The sequence below is a fragment of the Nocardia glycosmidis genome (genome assembly GCF_052545115.1).
The window spans coordinates 234,909-259,857 of record NZ_JBQWRH010000007.1 but is presented as its reverse complement, the minus strand read 5'-3'; the positions used below and the strand labels follow the sequence as shown (position 1 = coordinate 259,857).

The window sequence follows — 24,949 nt, the reverse complement described above, 5'->3', positions numbered from 1 at the left end:
CGAATCAGCAAGCGGAGCTGCCGATCCGGACCAGCAGCGGAGCTGTCGCCGGCACCCTCGGTGCCGGCGTCGCGTCGTCCCGGCTGCTCAGGGAGTCAGCAGTGCGTGGACCATGCGCCGCCACAGCTCGAAGTGCCGTTCCCGGTCGTATCCGGGAGAGCTCTTGCCGATCAGATCGCGCACCGTCGGCATGTACGACAGTGCGGAGACGAGCAAGGTCGCGGTGGCATCGGCGTCGATGTCTCGAAAGACACCGGCGGTGATGCCGCCGTGGATGATCCGCGCGAAGCGACCGAAGACGTTCTGCTCGATCACCTCCCACAACCGATCCAGCCCGGGGCCTTCCTCGAGCTCTCGGAAGACGATCCGCAGCAGGTTCCGGTTCTCGCTCAGCCCGTCGAGAACGACTCGGGCGGCCGTCTCGAGATCCTCGAAGGGGTCAGCGGAGCTGGATCGCGCCGCGTCCATCACGCGGGAGATGTACCCGATGTGATGATCGATGACCGCGGTCAGCAGGTCGTTCTTCGAGGAGTAGTGCTTGTAGAGCGCGCCGGAGCCCGCGGTCAAGCCCGCCGCGGCCTGGATGCTTCCGACGGAGGTGCGAGCGTAGCCGTGCGTGGCGAACAGTTCGATGGCGGCATCGAGGAGACGGTCGCGAGTCCGCGGCGCGTTCTCCTCGGCAACCTGTGCCGCGCCGTTTTCCCTGGGCACGGGGTCTTCCTCGGTTCGGCTCATGCCTGCAGAACCATCCCCCGCGTGTCGTTGAGTCGAGCCTTGGCCACCGTCGGTGACCCTACTCCCCTCGGGGACCGATCCGGGCTCCGGCCCGCCGAGGGGCCGGAAATGCGATTCGCCGACGGGCCGTGTGGATAACGGGATAAAGGTCGCGCTGGCGGGATAGAGGCGAACCGATAATCGCGGTAACTTTTTCCGCACGATCCGAACAATGGCCGCGAACACAATTCGAGGTGCGGTATTTGCCGTCGCGAATTGAAATTTATTTCTCGGCCGCAGGCGCCATTTCGGATTCATACGTGGTTCGACGCTGCTGCCGACTCGGTCCCGCAGAGTGTCGGCGAACGATATACCGTGCCAATGCGGTGCAACCACAAAGGAAGGTCGACGATGCAGAACTCCGAATCGAATTCCCCCGAGCAGGCGGCTCCACGGTCGCTCGAGGATTTGATTGTGGCCGCGGGTGATCCCGTGACCCTGCTCCGTACGAACAAGCTCGGCCCGTACGTCTTCCCCGGGGTGCCGCCCGAGTTCACGAACTGGCGCAGCGAGCAGCGAGCCTGGATGGAGGGCGTCGCGCTGCTCGAGCTCTCTTACCACATGGACGAGCTGCACCTGCGGGGCACCGAGGTGATTCCCTTCCTGTCCGAATTGGTCGTGAACAAGCTCGACCCGTTCCCGGTGAATCGCGCCAAGCAGATCGTCATGCCGAACCCGCGGGGGCAGCACATCTGGGACGGCATTCTGTTCCGCGAGGAACAGGAGTTCTTCCGAATGGTCAACAGCGTCCCCTGGCTTCAGTTCCACCTGGAGCAGACCTCCTACGACGTCGAGGGGACCTTCGAACCGAGCTGGAATATCGCCGAGCGTCCGCGGGACGTGTACCGGATCCAGCTGCAGGGACCCTCCGCGCTACCGCTGCTCGAAGAGATGACCGGCGGGGCGCTGCCGGAGATCAAGTTCTTCGCGATCGGCGAATTCCAGATCGCGGGCAAGCCCGTGCGGGCGTTGCGGCACGGCATGGCCGGCACTCCGGGCTTCGAGATCTACGGCCCGTGGGACGATCAGCACGCGGTGCGTGAGGCCCTGATGCTCGCCGGAGAGAAGTACGGTATCCGCAGGGTCGGTGAGAACGCATACGGGCCGACGGCCCAGGAGTCGGGGTGGATGCCCCTTCCGGTGTCGGCGATCTACACCGGCGACGATCTGAAGGCCTACCGGCAGTATCTCACCGAGTACCACCTTCCCTCGATCGCCTCTCTGGGCGGAAGCTTCGTCTCCGACGAGATCGAAGATCACTACGTGGATCCGATCGAGCTCGGATACGCCGGCCATATCGACTTCGACCACGACTTCATCGGTCGTGACGCACTGCTGCATCGGATGAAGAATCAGCAGCGCAAGAAGGTCACGCTCGTCTGGAACCCGGACGATGTGCTGGACGTGCAGCGCGCGGCGCTGTTCGGCGACCGCCCGGCGCGCTACATCAACACCCCGCACACCACCTACGCCACACACCTCAACGACAGCGTGGTTCGCGACGGCCGAAACGTCGGCATCTCGATGCAGGGTTCGTACTCCGCGAACGCGCGAGCCTACATCTCCAATGCCCTGGTCGATATTCGCGACGCCGAGCCCGGCACCGAACTCACGCTGCTGTGGGGCGAACCGAACTCCAAGCGCCCGATCGTCGAGGAGCACGAGGTCAGCGAGATCCGAGTGACGGTCGCTCCGGCGCCGTACTTCGAGAAGAAGATCAAGACGCGGGACTGACAGCGGCCGCTGCACCGATGCCCCGCCGAGCCAGGTTTCCGGCCGCTCGGCGGGGCATTGTGTTCGGAGCCGGAATTCGACGTTCACCGTACGGATGGTTAACGGGTTTGTCACCGAAAAGCTCCACACGGCAATGCCGGGAGAATATTCTGGACCGGTATTACAATCAGATGAAGTGGTGGAGACGATGAAGGGTGAGCCGAAAGGCGACTGTTATCTCGACCGGGTGGTGCGAATCCTGGAGGCATTCGGGCCGGGCGACCGGTCACTGGGCGTATCGGATATCGCGCGCCGGAGCGGGCTGCACATCGCCACCGCGTCCCGCATCGCCGCGAGCCTCGTCGACTCCGGCCTGCTCGAACGCGATCCGGATCGGCGCCTGCGCGTCGGGCTCCGCCTCTGGGAACTCGGGGTGCGCGCCTCGCCCGCGCTCGAGCTGCGGTCGGCGGCGCTACCGGTGATGGAGGATCTGCAAGCGGTGGTCCGCCAGCACGTGCAGCTCAGCGTGCGTGAGGGCGACGAGGTGCTGTTCCTCGATCGGCTGTCGGCGCCCGGCGCCGTGTCCCCATTCAGCCGGATTGCGGGCCGGCTTCCGCTGCACGCCTCGTCGTCGGGCCAGGTTCTGCTGGCCTACGGTCCGCAGGAATTGCAGTCCAAGTTCCTGACTACGCCGCTGCGCGGCTACACCGCGCACACCATCACCGATTCCCGGCGGCTCAGGGTCACACTCAGTGACATCCGTCAGCGCGGGCACTCCCGCTGTATGCGGCACCTGGACGAGTCCGCGCAGAGCATCGCTGTGCCCATCAACGTTCCGCGCACCGGTGTCGTCGCGTCGCTGTCGGTCGTTCTCCCGGCAGACATCCCGGACGCAAGCGGCAATCTGCTGCCCGCACTGTATTCGGCGGCCCGAGCGATCTCACGTTCGCTGACGCCCGCCGCACGCGAGATCGGGCAGGTCGGCTGATTCCCATCCGGCGTTCCATCGTCGCAGGTCTCCCGGCCGGCTTCAACAGATCTGATCGCCGGGCGCCGAAAAGCAGGTGAAGACCCACTCGGCCGGGCTTCCTGCCGAGTGGGTCACGATTCTGCTCCCCCGGGACCGCTACACGACCGCCGCCGTGCGCCAGCCGGCCTGGTACTGCTCGCGAGCGGTATCCGCGTACGGAACCGGGCTCACCGTTGCCCGGACCGTGATCTGCTTGTGCGGGCTCACCGTGAGTTTGCGGCTGCCGCCGTCGGGTTCGCCCCACACGAGAGTCACCTCGGTGCCGATCGGAACATCGGGGTCGATCGTGGCGAGGGAGAGCGCGCGACGCTCATTGGACGTGTAGCCGCTGAACAGCGCGTATCCGATATTGCGCCCCTCGGCGTCGTAGACGGCGTCGTAGTTCGACGATCCGTAGTTGGCGACGGGGAGCTCGAAGAACTGCCCACTCGGGCCCTCGGGATCGGCAGGCGCGGCCAGCACCTTCGCGAAATCCTCGGGATGCCATGCGAGGGTGACCTTCCGGCGCTGCGTGGCCGGGTCGATCGCCTCGAGCGCCGCGCGACCGATGAAGTCGTGATCGAACTTGATGAACGATCCGTAGCCGATCTCCCACGGCGTCAGGTAGTAGTCCTCGATGTTGTCCGACACGAAGCTGCCGGCGAGCGCGTTCACCGCCTCGTAGGTGCCGGTGCCGAGCCACTCACGGTAGCCGCGCAGCTCCTCGCCGGTGTAGATCCCGGGCAGGGGGGACGGGATCCAGCCCGATTCCAAAGTATTGGAGGCGTAGGTCCGGGAGCCGCACGGCTCCAGGCCGAATTCCTTGCCGCCCTCGATGATCGCCTCGCGGATCTTGCCGTGCGATTCGTAGGGACCCCACAGCTCGAGCCCGGGGGCGCCCGCCATGCCGTGGCGCAGGGTCGACACCTGCTCGCCGGCGATCGTCATGGTGCCCATGCGGAAGAACCCGAGCTGCTCGACGGGACCACCGTTGAGCTTCTCGATCACCTTCCACGCGTTGGGGCCCTGGATCTGGAAGCGGTACAGCGTCCGGGTGACGGCCTTGCCGTAGGGCCTGGACGGCGACCGGCTCTCCACTCGCACGTCCGCGTCGTACCCGCCGGCTTGGGCATGGTAGGCGATCCAGTTCGCGAGCGGCTCGCGCCCCACCGAGACGTACTCGTTCTCGGCCTCCCGGAACAGAATGCTGTCGCCCACCACGTGGCCCGCGGGAGTGACCGCGACGAGCTGCTTCGCCATTCCGACCGGGAAATTCGCGACACTGTTGATCCCGATGTCCGAGATCAGCTTCAGCGCGTCCTTGCCGGAGATGAAGACATCGAACATGTGGTGTGTCTGATCGAAGAGAACGGCCGCTTCGCGCCAGGCCCGCTGCTCCCGCCGCCAGTTCGAGAACTCCGGCGGCACCACCGGGTAGATGTAGGCACCCAGCTGCGAATTGCGCAGCAACTGCACCGGATTGGCTGCCTGATCCAGCAGCTCCTGCACGTTCCGTGCGTTCATGATTTCCTCTTTTCCTGATTGCGAACTGTGTCTCGATGCCTCGGGTGGACGGGGTCGGCGGGGAGCGACACCGGCGCCCCCGGGAGTACGAGTCCGTCGGACGGCTCGCCGTCATCGGGTCGTTACTCGGTGCGATCGGGAGTTCCGATCCGGCGGTGGCTTTCGCCGGCCTCTTCGGATGTCGTGGCAGCTGCTACATCCGGGATGCTCTCGCGCCGAGCCCGACCTGTCGATGATGCGCCGCCGAAGGGTTCTGCGCCCAGGGCGTTCTCACGGCGCGAGAGCTGAAGGTCGCTGTGCTCGTGGGTCGGGCGGAGCCGGCTCGTCGCCGCGACCGCGGTGATCGGCTCGTCGAGCGTCTGCGCGAGCGCGTCCGCATCCTCGTCGAATTCGATCCAGCGCGGGTCGTGTTCATTTCACCACTCTCCGAGATGTATTCGAGCCGATGGATTCCCGCTTACCCTCGGCGCGCATCGCGCCGTGCTGCGCAATCGGTCTGCGCGCGGCCGGGTAATGGCCTGAGGTCGAAGCGGAAGGGGTTCGAAGGTGCCTGCTGCGGCGCGTAGCGGCGTAACTCACGCTAACTGCGGGTGCGATTCACCGAACCAGTTGTCTCGCGTGGTGAGAATCATCTGTCGAGCACCGAGGGGCTGTCTCGATAATTCTTGCCAAGCTGGCGATCAAATGCGGAGGTGCCGAAATGACAGCAACCCGGCTCGATGGAGTGCAGCCGGAGACGAGCGGTCGGCGTTTCGCCGTGGTGCCGAACGCGCCACGTGCGTCAGGGCGATACGCCCACGTCCTGGAGGCCAACGGCCTGATCTTCTGCGCCGGGCAGGGCAGCAAGGATCCCGTGACGAACATCGAGGCCGGCCTGGAACTCGACAGCGCCGGAAACGTGCTGAGCTATGACATCTACGCGCAGGCTCGCGGTTGTTTCCGCAATCTCGCATCGGTGCTCGCGGCCGTGGATGCCACTCTCGCGGATGTCGTCGAGGTCAACGTATATCTCAAGGACATGAATGACTTCGAGGCGATGAACGAAGTCTTCGCCGAAACGTTCCCCGGCTTGCAACCGGTCCGGACGACCATCGGCGTCGCGGACCTTCCCGGCAGAAATTTCATCGAAGTACGTGCGACGGCCGTGGCGCCGTCGAAGGCAGAAGGTGAAGGAAAATGACAGTAGAACCCCGTGAGGTCATGGCGCCGCTGGAGTCGTTCTCCCTGGACGCCTGGTTGGAATTGAATCGGCCGAATATGTTGCCGCCGATCACCAACCAGACGATCTACAAAGGCAACGACACCTTCATCGTGATGGCTGTCGGCGGCCCGAACAATCGCAAGGACTTCCACTACAACGAGAGCGAAGAGCTCTTCATCCAGCTGAAGGGCGACATCGAAGTCGGGCTCTACATCGATGGCAAGATCACCTCGCAGGCGATCAAGGAAGGCGAGATCTTCCTGATGCCGCCCCGGGTGCCTCATCAGCCGCGCCGTTCGGCGAACACCATGGGCATCGTGATCGAGAAGCACCGGCTCCCCACCGAGCGCGACGGCTTCCTCTACTTCTGCGAGAACTGCGATCACAAGCTGTTCGAGCAGTACTTCTTGCTCGAGGACATCATCAAGCAGCTGCCGCTGGTGCAGCGGGCCTTCTACGATTCGGTGGAGAACCGCACCTGCGACAAGTGCGGCCACGTCACCGAGCAGCCCGAAGGGTGGTCCGAGGAGGTTGCCGTGCTCGCGAAGGACAACGAGTACGCCGACGATCCGCTGGCGAAGCTGCACGGCCGCTCCTGGTGAACGGCTGAGTTGCCACCGGTGTCCGGCTGGCGGCACGACGGGCGCGGTGGGCCGATCTCGGCCGCCGCGCTCGTCGTGCAGATTCACCACGCGGCGGCCGCGGTGTAGTTCGAGCAGGCGCGGGGGGCCTGGTCATCGGGTGCCCCGCCGCACCCGCACTTCGTGGCGATTCAGTGTGCTGCCTCGCTCCGGCCATGCGGCCCCGGCAGGTGCGAAGCAGGTCAGAGGTCACGGTCAGGTTGCTGACCAGGGCGTTTCCGGGCGGCCGGGCGGGGGGATCGACACCCCGCCCGGACCGCATAGGAGTTGTACCAGCTTCTGGCCGGCGAATCGGGGATTTGCGGACGCTTCACTAGAATGAATCGACCTGTTCGTCCGCTCCCGGGAGCCAGCCGTGACCATTCAGCCCGTTCGCCTGTTCGGTGACCCCATTCTGCGTGCCCGCGCAGCGGAGGTCACCGCCTTCGGCCGCGATCTGCGGCAGCTGGTGATCGACCTGACCGAGACCATGCACGACGACGGCGGAGTCGGTATGGCCGCGCCCCAGATCGGGGTCGGGCTGCGCGTTTTCGTCTACGACACCGGCGACGCTGCCGGTCACCTGGTGAACCCTCAGTGGGAAGTCGTCGGCGACGAAGAACAGGTCGGCCCGGAAGGGTGCTTGTCGATTCCCGGCCTGCGCTACGACACCCGGCGGGCATCGCGCGTGCGCGCGTCCGGGGTGGACTTCGACGGCGCTCCGGTCGCGTTCGAGGCCGAGGGTCTCTTGGCGCGATGTGTGCAGCACGAAACCGATCATCTCGACGGAGTGTTGTTCATTGATCGTCTCGACCCGGCCCAGCGTAAGGAGGCGATGCGGGTGATCCGCGAATCCGACTGGTTCGCTGATGGGGTGACGGCGCGTCCCGCCCGGTCGATGAGCGGCGCGGGCCGGCCCAATCCATTCGGGCTGGGTGGCTGATGCGCATCGTGTTCGCGGGGACCCCGGAACCGGCGGTGCCGTCGTTGCGGCGTTTGCTGCAATCGCCACGCCATGAGGTGGTCGCGGTGCTGACTCGGCCGGATGCGGTGGCGGGACGTGGACGGAAGGTGACCCGATCGCCGGTCGGCAGGCTGGCCGATGAGCACGGCGTACCGGTGCTCACTCCTGGGCGGCCGTCGGAGCCGGAGTTCATCGCACAACTCACCGACCTGGCGCCCGACTGCTGCCCAGTCGTGGCGTACGGCGCGCTGCTGCCCCAACCGGTGCTCGACATTCCGCGCTTCGGCTGGATCAACCTGCATTTCTCACTGTTGCCCGCGTGGCGTGGCGCGGCGCCGGTGCAGGCGGCGATCGACGCGGGTGACGAGATCACCGGCGCGTCGACCTTCCAGATCGAGACCGGACTGGACACCGGGCCGGTGTTCGGCATGGTCACCGAGAAAATCTGCGTCACCGATACCGCGGGCACGCTGCTGGAGCGTCTCGCCGACAGCGGCTCCAGGCTGCTGGAAGCCACGCTGGACGGCGTGGAGGACCGCACGTTGCAGGCTGTCGCGCAGTCGAACGAGAGCGTGTCGTACGCGCCCAAGGTCGGTGTCGAGGCGGGGCATGTCCGGTGGGACCAGCCCGCACTGGCCATCAGTAGACGTATTCGCGCGGTGACCCCCGCACCGGGGGCATGGACCGAGATCGACGGCACCCGAGTGAAGCTCGGCCCGGTCGAACTGGTCGAAGAGGTGTTGCCGGAGCGGGTGATCGAGGTCCGTAAGTCCGGCGTTTTCGTCGGCACCGCTACGACTGCCGTGCGGCTCGATATGATTCAACCGCAAGGTAAGCGGATGATGGCCGCGCTCGACTGGGCGCGGGGCGCGCGTCTGCGGCCCGGCGCGGTGGTCGAGTGAACTCGCGTGGCGGTCGCGACGACGACGTGCGCGGCGAGCGGCGGGACGAATCGGATGCCGCGTCCGGTCGCGTGAAACGTCCCCGCGGCGCGACGCGGTCCGGCGAGACGGACCGGTCACCAGGCCAGGATGCGCCACCGAAAGCCGCACGGCAGCGCAGCGCCGCCGGGGATGCTCGGCGGGAAGACGAGAACCAGGACCGCAACGGTACCGGCCGACCGCGCGCTGCCGCTCGGCGCGCCGGTGGCGGCGCAGCGGCCGGCGGGCGCAACCGCGACGAGCGGCGCACTTCCGCTGGGCAGCGTTCGGCGGGCGGACGGGCCGACCGCCCCGCTGAGCGGCGTCCGGCGCGTGCCGATGCGAAAAACGGTGCGCGACAAGATTCCCGGGGTCGTGATCGATCAGCCCGACGGGAACGGATCGATTCGCCGCGGGCGATCGCCAAGGATGTGCTGCGAGCGGTCCGCGAACGCGACGCCTACGCCAATCTGGTGCTGCCGACGCTGCTGCGCGACGGCGGGTTGTCCGGCCGGGATGCGGCGTTGGCGACCGAACTCGCCTACGGTGCGTGCCGGACCCAGGGTCTGCTCGACGCGGTGATCGCGGCTGGGGCGGGCAGACCGGTCGAGGAGATCGACGGACCGCTGCTGGACGTGCTCCGGCTCGGCGTCTACCAGCTGCTGCGAACCAGGATCGGCGCGCACGCCGCGGTCGACACCTCGGTGGCGCTGGCGCGCGCGGAGTTCGGCGCGGGCAAGGCCGGTTTCGTCAACGCCGTACTGCGCCGGGCCGGGGAGAAGACCACCGAGCAGTGGGTGGCGGAGCTCGCACCCACCGATCCCGTGGGGCGGTTGGCTTTCGAATACGCCCATCCGGCCTGGATCGCGCAAGCGTTCGCCGATGCGCTCGGCTCGCGAGCGGGCGAATTGCGTGACGTGCTCGCTGCCGACGACGCGCGCCCGCTGGTGCACCTGGTGGCCAGGCCGGGCGATATCACCGCGGAGGAACTCGCGCTGGTGACCGGCGGCGAGGAGGGTCGATGGTCGCCCTACGCGGTCTACCTGGACGGTGGCGATCCCGCCAAGCTCGAACCGGTACGCGAAGGCATGGCAGCCGTGCAGGACGAAGGCAGCCAACTGGTGGCTCTCGCGCTGACCAGGGCCGCGCTCGAAGGCCCGGACCACGGACGCTGGCTCGACCTGTGCGCGGGACCGGGCGGTAAGGCCGCGTTGCTGGGCGCGATCGCCGCGATCGACGGTTTCCGGGTGGACGCGGTCGAGCCGGCGGCGCACCGCGCCGAACTGGTACGCAAGGCCGTGCGCGACCTTCCGGTGGACGTGCATGTCGCCGACGGTCGCGCCAGCGGACTGTCCCCGGGCTACGACCGCATCCTGGTGGACGCCCCCTGCACCGGCCTCGGTGCGCTGCGGCGCAGACCCGAGGTGCGCTGGCGGCGCACTCCGGCCGACGTTCGCGATCTGGTCGTGTTGCAGCGCGAATTGCTCACCGCGGCATGGGATCTGCTCCGGCCCGGTGGTGTCGTGCTGTACTCGACCTGCTCACCGCATCTGCCGGAGACCGTGTCGATCGTCGCGGACGCCGTGCGCCGTCTCGGCGCGGAACAACTGGACACTCGTGAGCTGCTGCCCGGCGTCACCGACGTCGGCGACGGACCGGGGGCGCAGCTGTGGCCGCACCGGCACGGCACCGACGCCATGTTCCTGGCCGCGCTGCGCAAACGGCACTGACATTCGATCCGTTCGAGCTGGAAGCGGTGGCCTGCCGCACCCTCGGATCATGACAATGACCTGGCCGGAGGTGGTGCGGCCGGGAGCCGACTCCCGGACGTCGAAGAATCGACCTGGTGGCGGAGTCCGGGGTCGACGTTCCACGGGCTGCCTGAATTGCTCGACGACGCTTGGTGGCTCACCGCACCAGTGAAGGTGCGCAGCGTGCGCGACCGCGACGCCTGGTGCAGACCGTCATTCCCGACCGGACTGTTCACGCAGGCGGGCAAGGGTTTTCGCGAGGATACGCGAGACGTGCATCTGGGAGATGCCCATCTGCTGGGCGATCTGGGTCTGGGTCATCGATTCGAAGAACCGCATGGTGAGAATGCGCCGCTCCCGCTCGGGCAGCCCGGCCAGCAGCGGCCGGATCGCGACGTACTCCTCGACCCGGTCGAACTGGGACTCTTCCTCGCCGAGAGTGTCCAGCAGCGAGGCGTCGGTGTCGCGGCCGAGCGTGGCCGCGTCGATCGAAGTCGGCTGGTAGGCGTTGCCCGCGATGACTGCCTGGGTCACCTCGTCCGGGTCCACGTCCAGCTCGGCCGCGATCTCCTTCGCGGTCGGTGAGCGGCCGAGCTTCTGGGATAGGGAGTCGATCGCCGCGCCGATGCGTAGGTGAGTCTCCTTGACCCGCCGGGGGACTCGCATCGCCCAGGTGTTGTCGCGAAAGTATCGGCGGACCTCGCCCATGATGGTCGGCACCGCGAAAGACAGGAAGTTCGAACCGCGCTCGACGTCGAAGCGGTCCACCGCGTGCACCAGGCCGACGCGCGCCACTTGGGTCAGGTCGTCGAACGGCTCGCCCCGGCCGCTGAACTTGCGCGCGATATGGTCGGCGAGTGGAATGCAGTGGCTGATCAGTTCCGCGCGCAACGCCGCGTGCCGCGCCGTTCCGGCCGCACTGGCCGAAAGTTGTTCGAAGAGCCGTCCGACATCGTCGTATCCCGGGACCGCGTCCGCGGCTTCGAGCGTTTCTTCTTCGTCGACGGCGTCCTCTGTGGTCAGCGTGTCGGCGTCGTCGTCGTGCTGAGCGTCGAGCACGGTGTCTTCGTCCGCCACTACGCCTTCCCCCGGACCCGACGGAACTCTACCGTTGTCGGATATCCGGAAACTGTCGCGTCGAATGAATCCTGCGTCGCGTCCACCGCGTCGGTGAGTGTGCGCAGGACGTGCCAGCCGAAGCTGCGCTGGTCCGGTAGCCCCGGCTTCTCCGCGATGCCGTCGACCCGGACCAGCAGTTCGGTGTCACCGACGGTGAATCGGCAGTTGAGGCTCGTTTCCGGGGCGGCGACCGCGATCAGCGTCGAGCAGACCTCGTCAACGGCCAGGCGGACGTCGGCCACCTCGTCGAGCGTGAAATCGCTGAGTAGGACGAGGGTTTCGGCGAGCCCACGCACGATGGGCAGTTGTGTCACCGAAGCGGCCACCCGAATCTCCACGGGGGTGCTGTACAGCCCCTGTTCCGCCGAAAAATTGATCACCCTATGCAGGCTACCCACTCCCGCGCTGGGCAACCCTCGCGGCCACTAGACTGCGGCGTTGTGTCCAACCCGAGTTACCCGCGTCCGGCCGCGCCGATGATCGCCCCTTCCATCCTGTCCGCCGACTTCGCGCATCTCGCCGACGAGGCGGATGCCGTCACCGGCGCCGACTGGCTGCATGTCGACGTGATGGACGCGCACTTCGTGCCCAACCTCACCATCGGCCTGCCCGTGGTCGAGAGTCTGCTGAAGGCCACCGACATACCACTGGACTGCCACCTGATGATCAACGATCCGGGCCGTTGGGCGCCGCCGTACGCGGAGGCCGGGGCGTACAATGTGACCTTCCATGCCGAGGCGACGGATGACCCGATCGCGGTCGCGCGCGACATCCGCGCCGCGGGCGCCAAGGCGGGGCTCTCGGTGAAACCCGATACACCGATCGAGCCGTATCTGGAGATCCTGCGCGAGTTCGACACGCTGCTGGTGATGAGCGTGGAGCCAGGGTTCGGCGGGCAGTCCTTCATACCGGAGGTGCTGCAGAAGGCGCGCATCGTGCGCAACCTTGTCGATTCCGGTGAGCTTCGGCTGCTGGTCGAGATCGACGGCGGCATCAACGCCGACACCATCGAGGCGGCGGCCGAGGCAGGCGTCGACTGCTTCGTCGCGGGGTCCGCGGTCTACAACACGGCCGATCCCGGGGCCACCGTAGCGGCTTTGCGCAGACAGGCCGCCGCGGCGCAGTTACGCTGAAAAGCTCTACCTGGCACGGATTTTCCCTGCGGCGACGCCGCGAATCGCCGCGATCACCGCGGCCAGTGGCGGTCGATGCGCCGCGGCCTCGGGCGGCTGGATCCAGATGCGGTAGCCGGTTCGCTCGTCGTCCGGCGAGGGCAGCACGACCTGGCTGCCCGCACCGGCCACGGTCGTGTACAGCCGGAACAGCTCGGCCGAGACCGCGGTGCTGATCGCGTCGGGTCCGGCCGGGCCGGTGAGGAAAGTCCAGCGCCGGGCACGCGGATGGTCGACGACCGGCCCGGCGATGCCGTCCTGGCCGAGTCGTCGCAGCACCTGTGCACCGAGTTCCGCCGGCATGCCGACGGCTCCGTAATCGAGGCCGATCTGCAGGAGAATGCGGCCTGATCCGGGGTCCACCGATGCGGGCAGTTGGAATTCACTGCGGTATCGTACGCAGCGCACTTCCGGCGTCGAATCGAGAAATGTGGTCACTGCGCACCCCCAACCGTGTCGAACTCGATTTGTCCCACTGGGCTCCGGCTTCCTCGAGGAGTGAACATCATGCTGGCGAGCTTATCGGCAGGACGTGTGCCCTGGTCGATCTGTTACATCGAACTGCTCATGCGCGAAGTTGAACGGGAGAAGTCAGCCCGATAACGATATCGCTCGATGGTCGCGTGCGCCCAAATTCGCATTGATGACCGTGTCGCGATGGGGTACCGGTCATGGAAATGGTTCACAACGCCGTAGCAATGGCTGTGAATGGTGTCGAAAATTATGTCGAATACTTATGCCAGGCGGGTGCGATGGAAAATTTCCGCAGCTCTGGACATATTTTGTTCCACTTTCCATGACACCGGCTTGTCACCGGCGTCGGTCGGCTCGGTCGCGGTCCGATTCGGGGTCCGTGAGCAGCGGTCGGTTTCTTCCCGTGCCGCAGTGCCGGTGTCGGCTACGACCCGGCGTCGTTAGGCTGAGCAGGCGCGGGAATAGCGGCCGGTGCCCGCGCTGTTGGCGTAACCGGACGACAACGACGCGACAGGGAGTCGAAGCACATGTTCACAGGCATCGTCGAGGAACTCGGCGAGATCGTCGCCAGCGAGCAGCTGGCCGACGCCGCGCGGCTGACGATCAAGGGCAAGCTGGTGACCTCCGATGCCGGACACGGGGATTCGATCGCGGTGAACGGGGTGTGCCTGACCGTCGTGGACGTGGTCGGTGGCGACTCGTTCACCGTGGACGTCATGGCCGAGACGCTCAACCGTTCCAGCATCGGAAAGCTCGACATCGGCGCGAAGGTGAACCTGGAGCGGGCTGCCGCGCTCAACAGCAGGCTCGGCGGCCATCTGGTGCAAGGCCACGTCGACGGCACCGGCACGGTGCTCACGCGGACCCCGTCGGAGAACTGGGAGGTGGTGCGGATCGCGCTGCCGGAGAACCTCGCCCGCTACGTCGTGGAGAAGGGGTCGATCACCATCGACGGTATCTCGCTCACGGTGTCCGGACTCGGGCGCTCCGACGAGCCCACCGACACCGGGACCCGGGATTGGTTCGAGGTCTCCCTGATCCCCACCACGCTTTCGCTCACCAACCTCGGCACCGCCGCTGTCGGAACCACGGTGAACCTGGAAGTCGACGTGATCGCCAAGTACGTCGAACGCCTCCAGCAGCGCGGTTAGCCATGGCCCACCCGCCGTCCCGGCCTGCAGGAGAGGGCGCAGGGCCGTGAGTGCCGTCCGTGCCGTCCACGGGCGGCGCATGCCGCTGGTCGCGGGAGGGGTGGACGCGCCGTTCGGCCTGATGCACAAGTTGCGCCCGGGTCTTCGCGCGATGGGCGCCGTACCAGCGACAAGCTCGCCTGGGTTGGCAGCCACGCGCCCGCCGTTCACCGGCCCACGGCGAACGACGAGGTCCTGCGTTACCGTCGGTCGCGGCCAGTTCGGGCCCGGCTCCCGTTTTCGAGGGCGGCGGGACCGAACCTGTGCTGCGAACACGCCCGCGCCGCAGGCACGCCGAAACACACACAGTACTGTGGTGAGGCAGCTATTTCGAGATGGAGCACAGCAGAAGTGACCAGGTTCGACAGTATCGAGCGCGCAGTCGCCGACATCGCCGCAGGGAAGGCGGTCGTCGTCGTCGACGACGAGGACCGTGAGAACGAGGGCGATCTCATCTTCGCGGCGGAGAAGGCCACCCCGGAGCTGGTCGCCTTCATGATCCGCTACACCTCCGGCTACATCTGCGTGCCGCTCACCGGTGCCGACTGCGACCGGCTCGGCCTGCCGCCGATGTACGCGATGAACCAGGACAAGCACGGCACCGCCTACACCGTCTCGGTGGACGCGCGCGAGGGCGTCACCACCGGAATCTCCGGTGCCGACCGCGCCACCACCATGCGGCTGCTGGCGGATGCCGAAGCAAAGGCCGACGACTTCACCCGTCCCGGTCACGTGGTGCCGCTGCGGGCCAAGGATGGCGGGGTGCTGCGCCGTCCCGGTCACACCGAGGCAGCCGTCGATCTGGCGCGCATGGCCGGTCTGCGGCCCGTGGGCGTGATCTGCGAGATCGTCAGCCAGAAGGACGAGGGCCACATGGCTCGCACGGAGGAGCTGCGGGTCTTCGCCGACGAACACGAGCTCGCGCTGATCTCCATCGCGGACATGATCGCCTGGCGGCGTAAGCACGAGAAGCATGTGGTGCGCGTCGCCGAGGCGCGTATCCCCACCGCGCACGGCGATTACAAGGCCGTCGGCTATCAGAGTATCTACGACGAAGTGGAGCATGTCGCGCTGGTGCGCGGCGATATCAGCGACGGCGAGGACGTCCTGGTCCGCGTGCACTCGGAGTGCCTGACCGGTGACGTGTTCGGGTCGCTGCGCTGCGACTGCGGTCCACAGCTGGACGCCGCGCTGGAGATCGTCGCGGCCGAGGGCCGCGGGGTAGTGCTGTACATGCGCGGTCACGAAGGGCGTGGCATCGGCCTGATGCACAAGTTGCAGGCCTATCAGCTGCAGGATTCCGGACACGACACGGTGGACGCGAATCTGGAGCTGGGACTGCCCGCGGATGCCCGCGATTACGGCACCGGCGCGCAGATCCTGGTGGATCTCGGCATCCGTTCGATGCGGTTGCTCACCAATAACCCGGCCAAGCGGGTCGGCTTGGACGGCTATGGCCTGCGCATCACCGAGCGGGTGTCGATGCCGTTGCGCGTCAATGCGGAGAACCTGCATTACCTGCGCACCAAGCGGGATCGGATGGGGCACGACCTGATCGGGCTGGATGAGCTCGATCTCGGCGAGACGGCGCACTGAGCTGCGAGCGGACCGGAAAGGCGGACATCGATGAGCGGTACCGGAGTACCGGCTTTCGCGTTGGCGGATGCCAAGAACCTCACCTTGGCGATCGTCGCGTCGCGCTGGCACACGCAGATCTGCGACACGCTGCTCGCGAATGCCGAGCGGGTGGCCAAGGACGCCGGCGTCCAGCACATCACGGTGGTGCGCTGCGCGGGCGCCATGGAGCTGCCGGTGGTCGCCCAGGAACTGGCGCGGGCGCATGACGCCGTGGTCGCGCTCGGCGTGGTGATCCGCGGTGACACACCGCATTTCGACTACGTCTGCGACGCGGTGACCGCTGGGCTCACTCGGGTTTCGCTGGACGAGGGCACGCCGGTCGCGAATGGTGTGCTCACCACCGACAACGAGCGGCAGGCGCTGGACCGGGCCGGCCTGCCCGATTCGCTCGAGAACAAGGGCGAGCAGGCGGCGGCCGCGGCGTTGGACGCCGCGCTGACCCTGCGTGCCCTGCGGCAGTCCGCGTAGCGATGCCGGTTGTCCGTATCTTCCGCAGGAGCGCGGGCGCGCCCGCGACGTCCGGCGATACGCCCGAGTGGGAGCTCGAGATTCGCCCGCGGCGGGCGGTGCGGACGGCCGGGGTCGTCGCGGTGCTCGTCGCGGCCGTGTTCACGGCGGGCGGTGTGTGGCTGCGCAGCGGGGCCACCGGCGTCAACTTTCGGGTAGTCGACCAGATCGCGATGATCGGGATCGGTCTGCTCGGCGCCGCTGCTGTGCTCTTGTTGACCCGCCCACGGGTGCGGGTGGGTCAGCGTGGTGTGTCCGTGCGGAACATCCTGGGCGACAACAATTTTCCGTGGGCCTACATTCATGGTGTGTCGTTCCCGGACAGAAAGTCTTGGGCGCGTCTGGAATTGGTCGACGACGATTACGTCCCGATGCTGGCGATCCGCTCGAACGACAAAGAGTACGCGGCGCGGGCGATGGATCGGCTGCGCGAGCTCGGCGCGAAGTACGCCGGAAGCAAATGATCGCTGGGAGACCACGGCGGGCCGATCGGGTTCGGTTCCGCTCGCGCGTCTCGGCGGTGATCTGGCGTCGTCGGGCTGGAGCCGGTGTGTTCGTCACCCGGCAGCGGACCGAGGCCCTGTCCGCTGTTCGGTGATTCGCGCATCGCGTTGTGCAGGAAGAAATAGGCTGGTCGACACCCTCGACTGCGGCGGAAGGAATCTCGTCTGCGTGGCTGTCGGGTGTCGAAAGCGCTGACTTTGCTGTGTGCCGCACGTGGAGCACAGTGGCGGCGGGGAGGTGGCTGCTCGTTTCCAACGACGGCAACGCCAGGCCACTCGCGACGCCGGGCTTCGGCACGGTGGCCATCGACCCGGGGCGCGCGGCGAGTTATGCCGGGCGCTGCGACCCGTAACCCTCGGTGAGGCGAGAGCGCGGCCGGTTCAGCGGGTGTCGCCGAGGACCACGCCCTCGCGGCGCGGGTCGGCGCCGCCGATCCACCCGTCCGCGCTATTGCGTTGCAGGGCGCTGAGGCCGCTGCTTTGCGGCGCGACCGACACCTGGTGACCGAGTTGACGGAGGCGCAGTACGAGCGGGTCGTGGTCGCCGTTGTCGGCGGCGTTGATCGCCGGGTGCTCGCCGCCGACACCGGTGGACGGGCTGTTCCCGGCGCCGAAAGCGACCGCGGAGACGGCTTGTTGCGGGTCGAGGCCCCAATCGAACATGTTGATCAAGGATTTCACCACGAACTGGATGATCAGCGAACCGCCGGGCGAACCGGCGACATCGGTGAGCTCGCCGCGCGCGCCGTCGGGGCCCCTGTCGAATACCAGCGTGGGACTCATCGAGCTGCGCGGGCGCTTGCCCGGCTGAACGCGGTTGGCCACCGGTATGCCGTCGAGGCCCACCGGGTCGGCGTTGAAATCGGTGAGCTGGTTGTTCAACAGGAAGCCATCGACCAGGTGGAACGAACCGAACGCGGACTCGATGGTGGTGGTCATGGCCGCCGCGTTGCCGTATTCGTCGACCACCGAGACGTGGCTGGTGCCGTGCTCCGGCAGTTGCGGGCCGACGCCGAGGGGAACCGGGCCGAAGTCGCCGGGCTGCGCCGTACCCATGCTGTGGTCGGGATCGATCAGCCCGGCGCGTTGCCGCAGGTAGTCCTTGTTCAGCAAGGTCTGTGCCGAATTGCCGGGCAGCGGAACGAAATCCGTGTCGGCGACGTACTTGTTCCGGTCGGCGTAGGCCAGACGCTCGGCCTCCGCGATGAGGTGCACGGCTCGAGCGTTCGGCCGTCCACCGTTGCGATCGATATTGTCCGGCCGCAGGGTGGCCAGGTCGAAGTTCTCCAGGATGCCCAGGGTGGCAGCGACGGCGATGCCGCCGGAGGAGGGGCTGGGCATCCCGCAGATCTCGTGCTCGCGGTATGCGCTGCACAGCGCGGTGCGCTTCTTCGCCTGGTAGCCGGCCAGGTCCTCGGTCGTGATCAATCCCGGCGTGCGCCCGCCCGACGACCGGCTGGTGGCCTCGGCGATGTCGCGGGCGATGGCGCCGGTGTAGAAGGCCTGCGCGCCGTCGGTGGCAATCGCTGCGAGCGTCTTGGCCATGGCCGGATTGGTGAGCAAGGTCGCAGCAGCTTTCGGGCTGCCATCCGGATCGAGAAAGTACGCCTTGGCGTCTTCGTCGAGCGCGAGGTCCTTCGCGGACTCCGCGATCTGACCGGCGAGGCGGGGACTGATCGGGAACCCCCGATCGGCCAGGCCGATGGCGGGGTCGAACAGCTCACGCCACGCGGTCTTGCCATGGTCGCGGTGCGCCAGCTCGAGCATGCGCAACACGCCGGGCACTCCGATGGAGCGGCCGCTGGAGCGCGTGTTCGGCGTGGGCTCGGTGGGCTCGGTGTCACTGATCCAGCGCAGGTAATTCTCGGTCGCGCCCGCCGGAGCCACTTCACGGCCGTCGTAGGCGTCCACGGTCTTCGTGTTCGCGTCGTAGTAGAGCAGGAACGCGCCGCCGCCGATACCGGACGCCTGCGGTTCCACCAGCCCCAGCACCGCCTGCGCCGCGATCAGGGCGTCCGCCGCTGTCCCGCCGTCGCGCAGCACCTCGCAGGCGGCCTTGGTCGACACCGGGTTCGCGGTCGAGACCGCGAAAGTGTGGGTGCGCACCGGAGTCATGTTCGTGCGATAGCCGCTCGCTATTTCCGGGTTGGTGCTCAGATTTTTGGCGCCACTGCTCGGGCCGGCCCCGGCTGCGGTGATCGGCGTGCCGCTCGGGACCGTCTCGCAGACGCCGCCGGCCTGATCCTCGCCGGATGAACAGGCCGTCACCATCCCGATGGTGAGCACGCATGCCGCCGTGGCGGCGACCCAGGATCCTCGCTTGCGCCCCATGCGGGGACTCTATCGTTTCGACACGACCACTTACGTGGCATTCCTTTTCACGGACGAAATAGCCCTGGCCGCAGCGAGTGTCGACAACGGCATTGCTGCGGCCGGCTACACCTGCTGCGCCGGCCCGAAGAGGCATGGTGCGGCGTGCCGGGGGCACTGACATCGTCGCGCGGTGCCGGACTGTCCACACCGGGCGATCCGGCGCGCCGCCTCCGCTCGGCCCGGGGCGGTCTGCGAGCGGACTTCGTCCGGTAGCGCCCATTAGGCTGAATGCGTGGCAGATCCAGCGACGTACCGGCCCGCGCCGGGCACGATTCCCGTCGAACCCGGTGTCTACAAATTCCGGGATGCCCATCGACAGGTCATCTACGTCGGCAAGGCCAAGAGCCTGCGCAGCAGGCTGAACTCGTACTTCGCCGACGTGGCGAATCTGCACCCGCGCACCAGGCAGATGGTCACCACGGCGGCGAGCGTCGAGTGGACGGTCGTGTCCACCGAGGTCGAGGCACTGCAGCTGGAATACAACTGGATCAAGGAATTCGATCCACGCTTCAACGTCCGCTACCGGGACGACAAGTCCTACCCGGTGCTCGCGGTCACGTTGAACGAAGAGTACCCACGGTTGTTCGTCTATCGCGGTGCGCGGCGCAAAGGCGTCCGGTACTTCGGCCCGTACGCGCATGCCTGGGCGATCCGCGAGACCCTCGACTTGCTGCTGCGGGTGTTTCCCGCTCGCACCTGCTCCAACGGAGTCTTCCAGCGGCACAGCCAGATCGGGCGTCCCTGTCTGCTCGGCTATATCGATAAGTGCTCCGCGCCGTGCATCGGACGGGTGAGCGCCGACGAGCACCGCGAGATAGTCGACAACTTCTGCGACTTCCTCGCCGGTCGCACCGATCGCTTGGTCCGCGAGCTGGAGCGGCGTATGCACGACGCCGCCGCGGCGCTCGATTTCGAAGTTGCCGCTCGGTTGCGCGATGACGTGCAAGCGCTGCGTCGCGCGCTGGAGAAGCAGGCAGTGGTGCTCGGTACCGGGACCGATGCCGACGTGATCGCCTTCGCCACCGACGAGCTGGAGGTCGCCGTGCAGGTCTTCCACGTGCGCGACGGCCGGGTGCGCGGCCAGCGCGGCTGGGTGGTCGACAAGTCGGGCGACGCGGTCGACGTCCCGCAGGCGGGCGGCGAGCTCGCCGCCCTGGTCGAACAGTTCCTCACCCAGTTCTACGGCGAGCAGGTCACCGTGGCCGAACAGGGTGCCGACGACCGGCCCGCCACCGTGGTACCGCGCGAAGTGCTCGTGCCGGAGCTGCCCGGCGACGCGGAGCAGCTGCAGCAGTGGCTGTCGCAGCTGCGTGGCTCGGCGGTGCAGCTGCGGGTTCCGCAGCGTGGGGACAAGAAGGCGCTCGCCGAGACGGTGCAGCGTAACGCGACCGAGGCGCTGGCTCAGCACAAGCTCAAGCGAGCCGGCGACCTCACATCGAGATCGCAAGCGCTGCAGGATATTCAGGATGCACTGGAACTCGACACCGCGCCGTTGCGCATCGAATGCGTGGACGTCAGTCACGTGCAGGGCACCGACGTGGTCGCGTCGCTGGTGGTCTTCGAAGACGGACTGGCCCGCAAATCCGAGTACCGCCACTACACGATCAAGGAGGCCGCGGGCGAAGGCCGCTCCGACGATGTCGGCAGCATCGCGGAGGTGACCCGCCGCCGATTCCTCAAGCTACGCCGCGAACGTGACATGGTGGAGCACGAAGATCTCGCCGCGAGCGACGGCGACGGCGACGCGCTGGATCTCACATCGCGGCCCGGGATAGACCCGCACACCGGACGGCCGCGCAAGTTCGCCTACCCGCCCAACCTGTATGTGGTCGACGGCGGCGCGCCTCAGGTCACGGCGGCCGCCGAAGTGCTCGACGAACTCGGCATCACCGACGTCGCGGTGATCGGCCTCGCCAAACGGCTGGAGGAGGTGTGGGTGCCGGGGGACCGTGATCCGGTGATCCTGCCGCGCAACAGCGAGGCGCTGTATCTGCTCCAGCGGGTCCGTGACGAGGCGCATCGCTTCGCCATCACCTTCCACCGCAGCAAACGTTCGCGCCGGATGACCGCCTCGGAGCTGGACTCGGTGCCGGGTCTCGGCTCGGCGCGCCGGACCGCGTTGGTCACCCATTTCGGCTCGGTGGCCAAGCTGAAGCAGGCCACGGTCGAGCAGATCGTCGAGGTTCCCGGCATCGGGGTGGCAACCGCGAAAGCGGTCCTTGCGGCGCTCCGGTCCGAATAGTCACTCGGACAGTGCACCGGAAGTTTCGGTTTCGCGTACGTTGTGTGTCTGCGCCCGATACCGAGACCGGTGCGCGATGATCGGAAGGCACCCGAGAGACGGATCCGGTAGGACATGACACGCGTCGAATCGAACAGCAGTGCGGGCTCCGCGCCGACGAGCGCGGGGCGAGTGGACTCCTCCGGCGGGCTCGCCGGGGTGAACCCGCAGGTCGAAGTGGTGATCGTGACCGGGCTCTCGGGCGCGGGCCGCGGTACCGCCGCCCGCGTGCTCGAGGACCTCGGCTGGTATGTCGCGGACAACCTGCCGCCCGAGCTGTTCGGCCGGATGGTCGAGCTGGGCGCGTCCGCGAAGCCGCCGATTCGGCGTCTGGCCCTGGTGATGGATGTGCGCAGCCGGTTCTTCACCGGCGATCTGTCGGTGGTCATCGAACAGCTGCGGACGCTCGGCGTGCGCACCAGGGTGCTGTTCCTGGAGGCTTCCGACGATGTGCTGATCCGCCGCTTCGGCTTCGCTCGGCGCAGGCATCCGCTGCAGAGCGAGAGCAAGGATGGCACACTGTCGGCCGGCATCGCCGCCGAACGGGTACGTTTGTCGGCCGTGAAAACCGCTGCGGACCTGGTGATCGACACCACCGAGCTGTCCATTCACCAACTGCACCGGAAGCTGGAGGAAGCCTACGGCGGCGGCGCGCCCACCGCGCTGCAGCTCACGGTGCAGTCCTTCGGCTTCAAGTACGGGGTTCCGCTCGACGCCGACATGGTGCTGGATGTTCGTTTTCTGCCCAACCCGCATTGGATCCCGCAGCTGCGGGAACATACCGGTCAAGAGGCCGTGGTCAGCGAATACGTGCTGTCGCGCCCGGGAGCGGACGATTATCTGCGCACCTGCCATCACCTGGTCGAGCTGACCATAAACGGCTACCGCCAAGAGGGGAAGCGATACATGACGGTCGCAGTGGGCTGCACCGGAGGCAAACATCGAAGCGTCGCGATAGCCGAGGCACTGGGCGAATTGATGAGTGAGGTCGCCGGCGGGTCGGAGGAATCCGGCGACGTGGTCCGGGTCGTGCATCGAGATCTGGGGCGCGAATGACCGGCTGGGAATCCAATCCCAGCGTCGTCGCGCTGGGTGGCGGGCACGGCCTGTACGCGACATTGACCGCGGTGCGCCGGCTGACCGAGAAGATCTACGCGGTGGTCACCGTCGCGGACGACGGCGGCTCCTCGGGTCGGCTACGTGCCGAATTGGGGGTGTTGCCGCCGGGGGATCTGCGCATGGCCCTGGCCGCCCTGGCCGCCGACGCCGACGGTCTCTGGACACGAACCGTCCAGCATCGCTTCGGTGGCACCGGCGCCCTGGCCGGGCACTCGGTCGGCAACCTGATCCTGGCCGGACTCGCCGAAGTCCTCGGTGACCCGGTCGCTGCGCTCGATGAGGTCGCCAAAATGTTGCGTGTCACCGGACGGGTGCTGCCCATGTCGCCGATCGCGCTCGACATCGAGGCGGATGTTTCTGGGCTGGAAGCGGATCCGCGGGTGAGCCGCTGTATTCGCGGCCAAGTTGCCATCGCCACGACGCCGGGTAAGGTGCGGCGGGTGCGGCTGATTCCGTCCGACCCACCGGCGAGTGCCGAGGCCACCTCGGCGATCGAACACGCCGACGTCGTCGTTCTGGGCCCGGGATCGTGGTTCACCAGTGTTATTCCGCATGTGCTCGTGCCCGAATTGCGCGAGGCGCTGGTGTATACCCGGGCACGTAAAGTGCTGGTGCTCAACCTCGCCGCCGAGCCGGGGGAGACCGCCGGGTTCTCCGCGGAGCGGCATCTGCATGTATTGTCCCAGCACGCACCGGAATTCGTGGTCGACGAGGTGCTGGTGGACTCCGGCTCGGTGCCGGAGGGCCGCGAGCGAGAACATGTGGCCAGGGCTGCCGAACAGTTGCGGGCGCGCGTAACCTTCTCCGATGTCGCCGAAGCGGGAACGGCCCGGCATCATCCCGGAAAGCTCGCCGCCGCACTGGATCAAGTGATCCGGCAACCTCGGCCGCAAATGACAGGGCTTCGAGTCGAGGGACGGCACATGGGTCAGGATGTGCGTTCCGGGTTGGGTGGAAAGGAGCGCGTCTCGTGGCGATGACAGCCGATGTGAAGGACGAGCTGAGCAGGCTCACGGTCGCCCAGGTCAGTTCCCGCAAGGCGGAACTGTCCGCCCTGTTGCGTTTCGCGGGCGGCCTGCACATCGTCGGCGGCCGAGTGATCGTCGAGGCGGAGGTGGACATGGGTTCCATCGCGCGCCGACTGCGCCGGGAGATCTTCGAACTCTACGGCTACGGGTCCGATGTGCACGTGCTCGGCGCGGGTGGGCTGCGCAAGACCTCCCGGTACGTGGTGCGCGTGTCCAAGGAGGGCGAGGCGCTGGCCCGCCAGACCGGTCTGCTCGACGTCCGCGGACGGCCGGTGCGCGGCTTGCCCGCGCAGGTGGTCGGCGGCAGTATCGCCGACGCCGAAGCAGCCTGGCGTGGGGCGTTTCTCGCGCACGGCTCGCTCACCGAGCCGGGGCGTTCCTCCGCGCTCGAGGTCAGTTGCCCCGGCCCGGAGGCGGCGCTGGCGCTGGTCGGCGCGGCCCGGCGGCTCGGGATCACCGCCAAGGCGCGCGAGGTGCGCGGCACCGACCGGGTCGTGGTGCGCGACGGCGAGGCGATCGGCGCGCTGCTGACCAGGATGGGTGCGCACGGCACCCGGATGGTGTGGGAGGAGCGCCGGCTGCGTCGTGAGGTCCGCGCGACCGCCAATCGGCTGGCCAACTTCGACGACGCGAACCTGCGCCGCTCGGCGCGGGCCGCGGTCGCCGCGGCGGCCAGGGTGGAGCGCGCGCTGGAGATTCTCAGCGACGACGTCCCCGACCATCTCGCGGCCGCGGGCAGGCTGCGCGTGCAGCACCGTCAGGCGTCGCTGGAAGAACTCGGCCAGCTCGCCGATCCGCCGATGACGAAGGACGCGGTGGCCGGCCGGATTCGGCGGCTGCTGTCGATGGCCGACCGGCGCGCCAAGGAAATCGGCGTGCCCGACACCGAATCCGCCGTCACCGCCGAACTGCTCGACGAAGCCTGAGCCCCCCACCGCCGCAGTTCGAGAAGTTCCTCATCGACCGGGACGGGAAGGTGGCGGGCCGCTTCCACCCGACCGTGACGCCCGAGGCGCGGGAACTGCTCGCGGCGGGCGGGGGGTTCGAGGTCGAAACGCGCTCGGCTGGG

22 protein-coding genes are annotated in these 24,949 nt (G+C 67.5%); 16 read left to right on the top strand and 6 right to left on the bottom strand.

Going from position 1 to position 24,949, the window contains the following annotated elements:
- Positions 1-87 precede the first annotated feature (87 nt).
- Positions 88-711: a TetR/AcrR family transcriptional regulator gene (locus ACT86A_RS11810; protein WP_445092098.1), complete on the bottom strand. Its 624-nt coding sequence runs from the start codon at positions 709-711 to the stop codon at positions 88-90.
- A 414-nt stretch (positions 712-1,125) separates the two neighbouring features.
- On the opposite strand from ACT86A_RS11810, the gene ACT86A_RS11805 reads away from it, so the two are divergent.
- Together ACT86A_RS11805 and ACT86A_RS11800 are read left to right on the top strand one after the other, a co-directional pair.
- Positions 1,126-2,508 (top strand): hypothetical protein, encoded by a 1,383-nt coding sequence (locus ACT86A_RS11805; protein ID WP_445092097.1) that lies wholly within the window; start codon positions 1,126-1,128, stop codon positions 2,506-2,508.
- A 187-nt stretch (positions 2,509-2,695) separates the two neighbouring features.
- Positions 2,696-3,475 carry an IclR family transcriptional regulator gene (locus ACT86A_RS11800; RefSeq protein ID WP_445092150.1) on the top strand — a complete coding sequence of 260 codons (780 nt, stop codon included), beginning with the start codon at positions 2,696-2,698 and terminating at the stop codon, positions 3,473-3,475.
- 138 nt (positions 3,476-3,613) lie between these two features.
- Here ACT86A_RS11800 and ligM read toward each other — a convergent pair whose 3' ends face one another.
- Positions 3,614-5,020 (bottom strand): vanillate/3-O-methylgallate O-demethylase, encoded by a 1,407-nt coding sequence (gene ligM / locus ACT86A_RS11795; RefSeq protein ID WP_445092096.1) that lies wholly within the window; start codon positions 5,018-5,020, stop codon positions 3,614-3,616.
- A gap of 700 nt (positions 5,021-5,720) precedes the next feature.
- On the opposite strand from ligM, the gene ACT86A_RS11790 reads away from it, so the two are divergent.
- The 5 genes from ACT86A_RS11790 to ACT86A_RS11770 all read left to right on the top strand — a co-directional run bounded on the left by ACT86A_RS11790 (position 5,721) and on the right by ACT86A_RS11770 (position 10,455).
- Complete coding sequence (locus ACT86A_RS11790) at positions 5,721-6,200, top strand: RidA family protein (RefSeq protein ID WP_445092095.1); 480 nt, start codon at positions 5,721-5,723, stop codon at positions 6,198-6,200.
- The gene (gene nbaC / locus ACT86A_RS11785) at positions 6,197-6,823 is read left to right on the top strand and encodes a 3-hydroxyanthranilate 3,4-dioxygenase (protein WP_445092094.1); all 627 of its coding nucleotides are present in this window, start codon (positions 6,197-6,199) and stop codon (positions 6,821-6,823) included. The genes ACT86A_RS11790 and nbaC overlap by 4 nt, the downstream gene beginning before the upstream one ends.
- 394 nt (positions 6,824-7,217) lie before the next feature.
- Entirely contained in the window at positions 7,218-7,784 is a 567-nt protein-coding gene (def, locus tag ACT86A_RS11780) for a peptide deformylase (protein ID WP_445092093.1), read from the top strand.
- On the top strand, positions 7,784-8,707 hold the full coding sequence (gene fmt, locus ACT86A_RS11775) for a methionyl-tRNA formyltransferase (RefSeq protein WP_445092092.1): 924 nt from the start codon (positions 7,784-7,786) through the stop codon (positions 8,705-8,707). The genes def and fmt overlap by 1 nt, the downstream gene beginning before the upstream one ends.
- Positions 8,708-9,144: 437 nt before the next feature.
- Positions 9,145-10,455 (top strand): RsmB/NOP family class I SAM-dependent RNA methyltransferase, encoded by a 1,311-nt coding sequence (locus ACT86A_RS11770; RefSeq protein WP_445092149.1) that lies wholly within the window; start codon positions 9,145-9,147, stop codon positions 10,453-10,455.
- A 234-nt stretch (positions 10,456-10,689) separates the two neighbouring features.
- Here ACT86A_RS11770 and ACT86A_RS11765 read toward each other — a convergent pair whose 3' ends face one another.
- Positions 10,690-11,499, bottom strand: coding sequence for an RNA polymerase sigma factor SigF (locus ACT86A_RS11765; protein WP_445092148.1), 810 nt, complete (start codon positions 11,497-11,499; stop codon positions 10,690-10,692).
- Between the two features lie 53 nt (positions 11,500-11,552).
- A complete protein-coding gene (locus ACT86A_RS11760) occupies positions 11,553-11,975 on the bottom strand; it encodes an ATP-binding protein (RefSeq protein ID WP_445092091.1) in 423 nt (140 codons plus the stop codon).
- A gap of 96 nt (positions 11,976-12,071) precedes the next feature.
- Between ACT86A_RS11760 and rpe the strand changes: the two genes are divergently transcribed.
- Complete coding sequence (gene rpe / locus ACT86A_RS11755) at positions 12,072-12,728, top strand: ribulose-phosphate 3-epimerase (protein WP_445092147.1); 657 nt, start codon at positions 12,072-12,074, stop codon at positions 12,726-12,728.
- Positions 12,729-12,734: 6 nt separating this feature from the next.
- Here the strand turns inward: rpe and ACT86A_RS11750 are convergent, their stop codons facing one another.
- A complete protein-coding gene (locus ACT86A_RS11750) occupies positions 12,735-13,205 on the bottom strand; it encodes a hypothetical protein (protein ID WP_445092090.1) in 471 nt (156 codons plus the stop codon).
- 563 nt (positions 13,206-13,768) lie between these two features.
- Between ACT86A_RS11750 and ACT86A_RS11745 the strand changes: the two genes are divergently transcribed.
- The 4 genes from ACT86A_RS11745 to ACT86A_RS11730 all read left to right on the top strand — a co-directional run bounded on the left by ACT86A_RS11745 (position 13,769) and on the right by ACT86A_RS11730 (position 17,040).
- Positions 13,769-14,392, top strand: coding sequence for a riboflavin synthase (locus ACT86A_RS11745; protein ID WP_445092089.1), 624 nt, complete (start codon positions 13,769-13,771; stop codon positions 14,390-14,392).
- Positions 14,393-14,782: 390 nt separating this feature from the next.
- Entirely contained in the window at positions 14,783-16,027 is a 1,245-nt protein-coding gene (locus ACT86A_RS11740; RefSeq protein ID WP_445092088.1) for a bifunctional 3,4-dihydroxy-2-butanone-4-phosphate synthase/GTP cyclohydrolase II, read from the top strand.
- Between the two features lie 30 nt (positions 16,028-16,057).
- Positions 16,058-16,537, top strand: a complete 480-nt coding sequence (gene ribH, locus ACT86A_RS11735) for a 6,7-dimethyl-8-ribityllumazine synthase (protein WP_445092087.1) — start codon at positions 16,058-16,060, stop codon at positions 16,535-16,537.
- A gap of 2 nt (positions 16,538-16,539) precedes the next feature.
- Entirely contained in the window at positions 16,540-17,040 is a 501-nt protein-coding gene (locus tag ACT86A_RS11730) for a PH domain-containing protein (RefSeq protein ID WP_445092086.1), read from the top strand.
- A 420-nt stretch (positions 17,041-17,460) separates the two neighbouring features.
- Here ACT86A_RS11730 and ACT86A_RS11725 read toward each other — a convergent pair whose 3' ends face one another.
- Entirely contained in the window at positions 17,461-19,350 is a 1,890-nt protein-coding gene (locus ACT86A_RS11725) for a gamma-glutamyltransferase family protein (protein WP_445092146.1), read from the bottom strand.
- Positions 19,351-19,684: 334 nt separating this feature from the next.
- Here ACT86A_RS11725 and uvrC point away from each other — a divergent pair, with 334 nt between their 5' ends.
- From uvrC to whiA, 4 genes are all read left to right on the top strand, one after another.
- Positions 19,685-21,694, top strand: a complete 2,010-nt coding sequence (gene uvrC, locus ACT86A_RS11720) for an excinuclease ABC subunit UvrC (protein WP_445092085.1) — start codon at positions 19,685-19,687, stop codon at positions 21,692-21,694.
- Between the two features lie 114 nt (positions 21,695-21,808).
- Positions 21,809-22,789: an RNase adapter RapZ gene (gene rapZ / locus ACT86A_RS11715; RefSeq protein ID WP_445092084.1), complete on the top strand. Its 981-nt coding sequence runs from the start codon at positions 21,809-21,811 to the stop codon at positions 22,787-22,789.
- Positions 22,786-23,832: a gluconeogenesis factor YvcK family protein gene (locus ACT86A_RS11710; protein WP_445092083.1), complete on the top strand. Its 1,047-nt coding sequence runs from the start codon at positions 22,786-22,788 to the stop codon at positions 23,830-23,832. Before rapZ ends, ACT86A_RS11710 begins: the two co-directional genes overlap by 4 nt.
- Positions 23,823-24,806 carry a DNA-binding protein WhiA gene (gene whiA, locus ACT86A_RS11705; protein WP_445092082.1) on the top strand — a complete coding sequence of 328 codons (984 nt, stop codon included), beginning with the start codon at positions 23,823-23,825 and terminating at the stop codon, positions 24,804-24,806. The genes ACT86A_RS11710 and whiA overlap by 10 nt, the downstream gene beginning before the upstream one ends.
- The last annotated feature ends 143 nt before the right edge of the window (positions 24,807-24,949 follow it).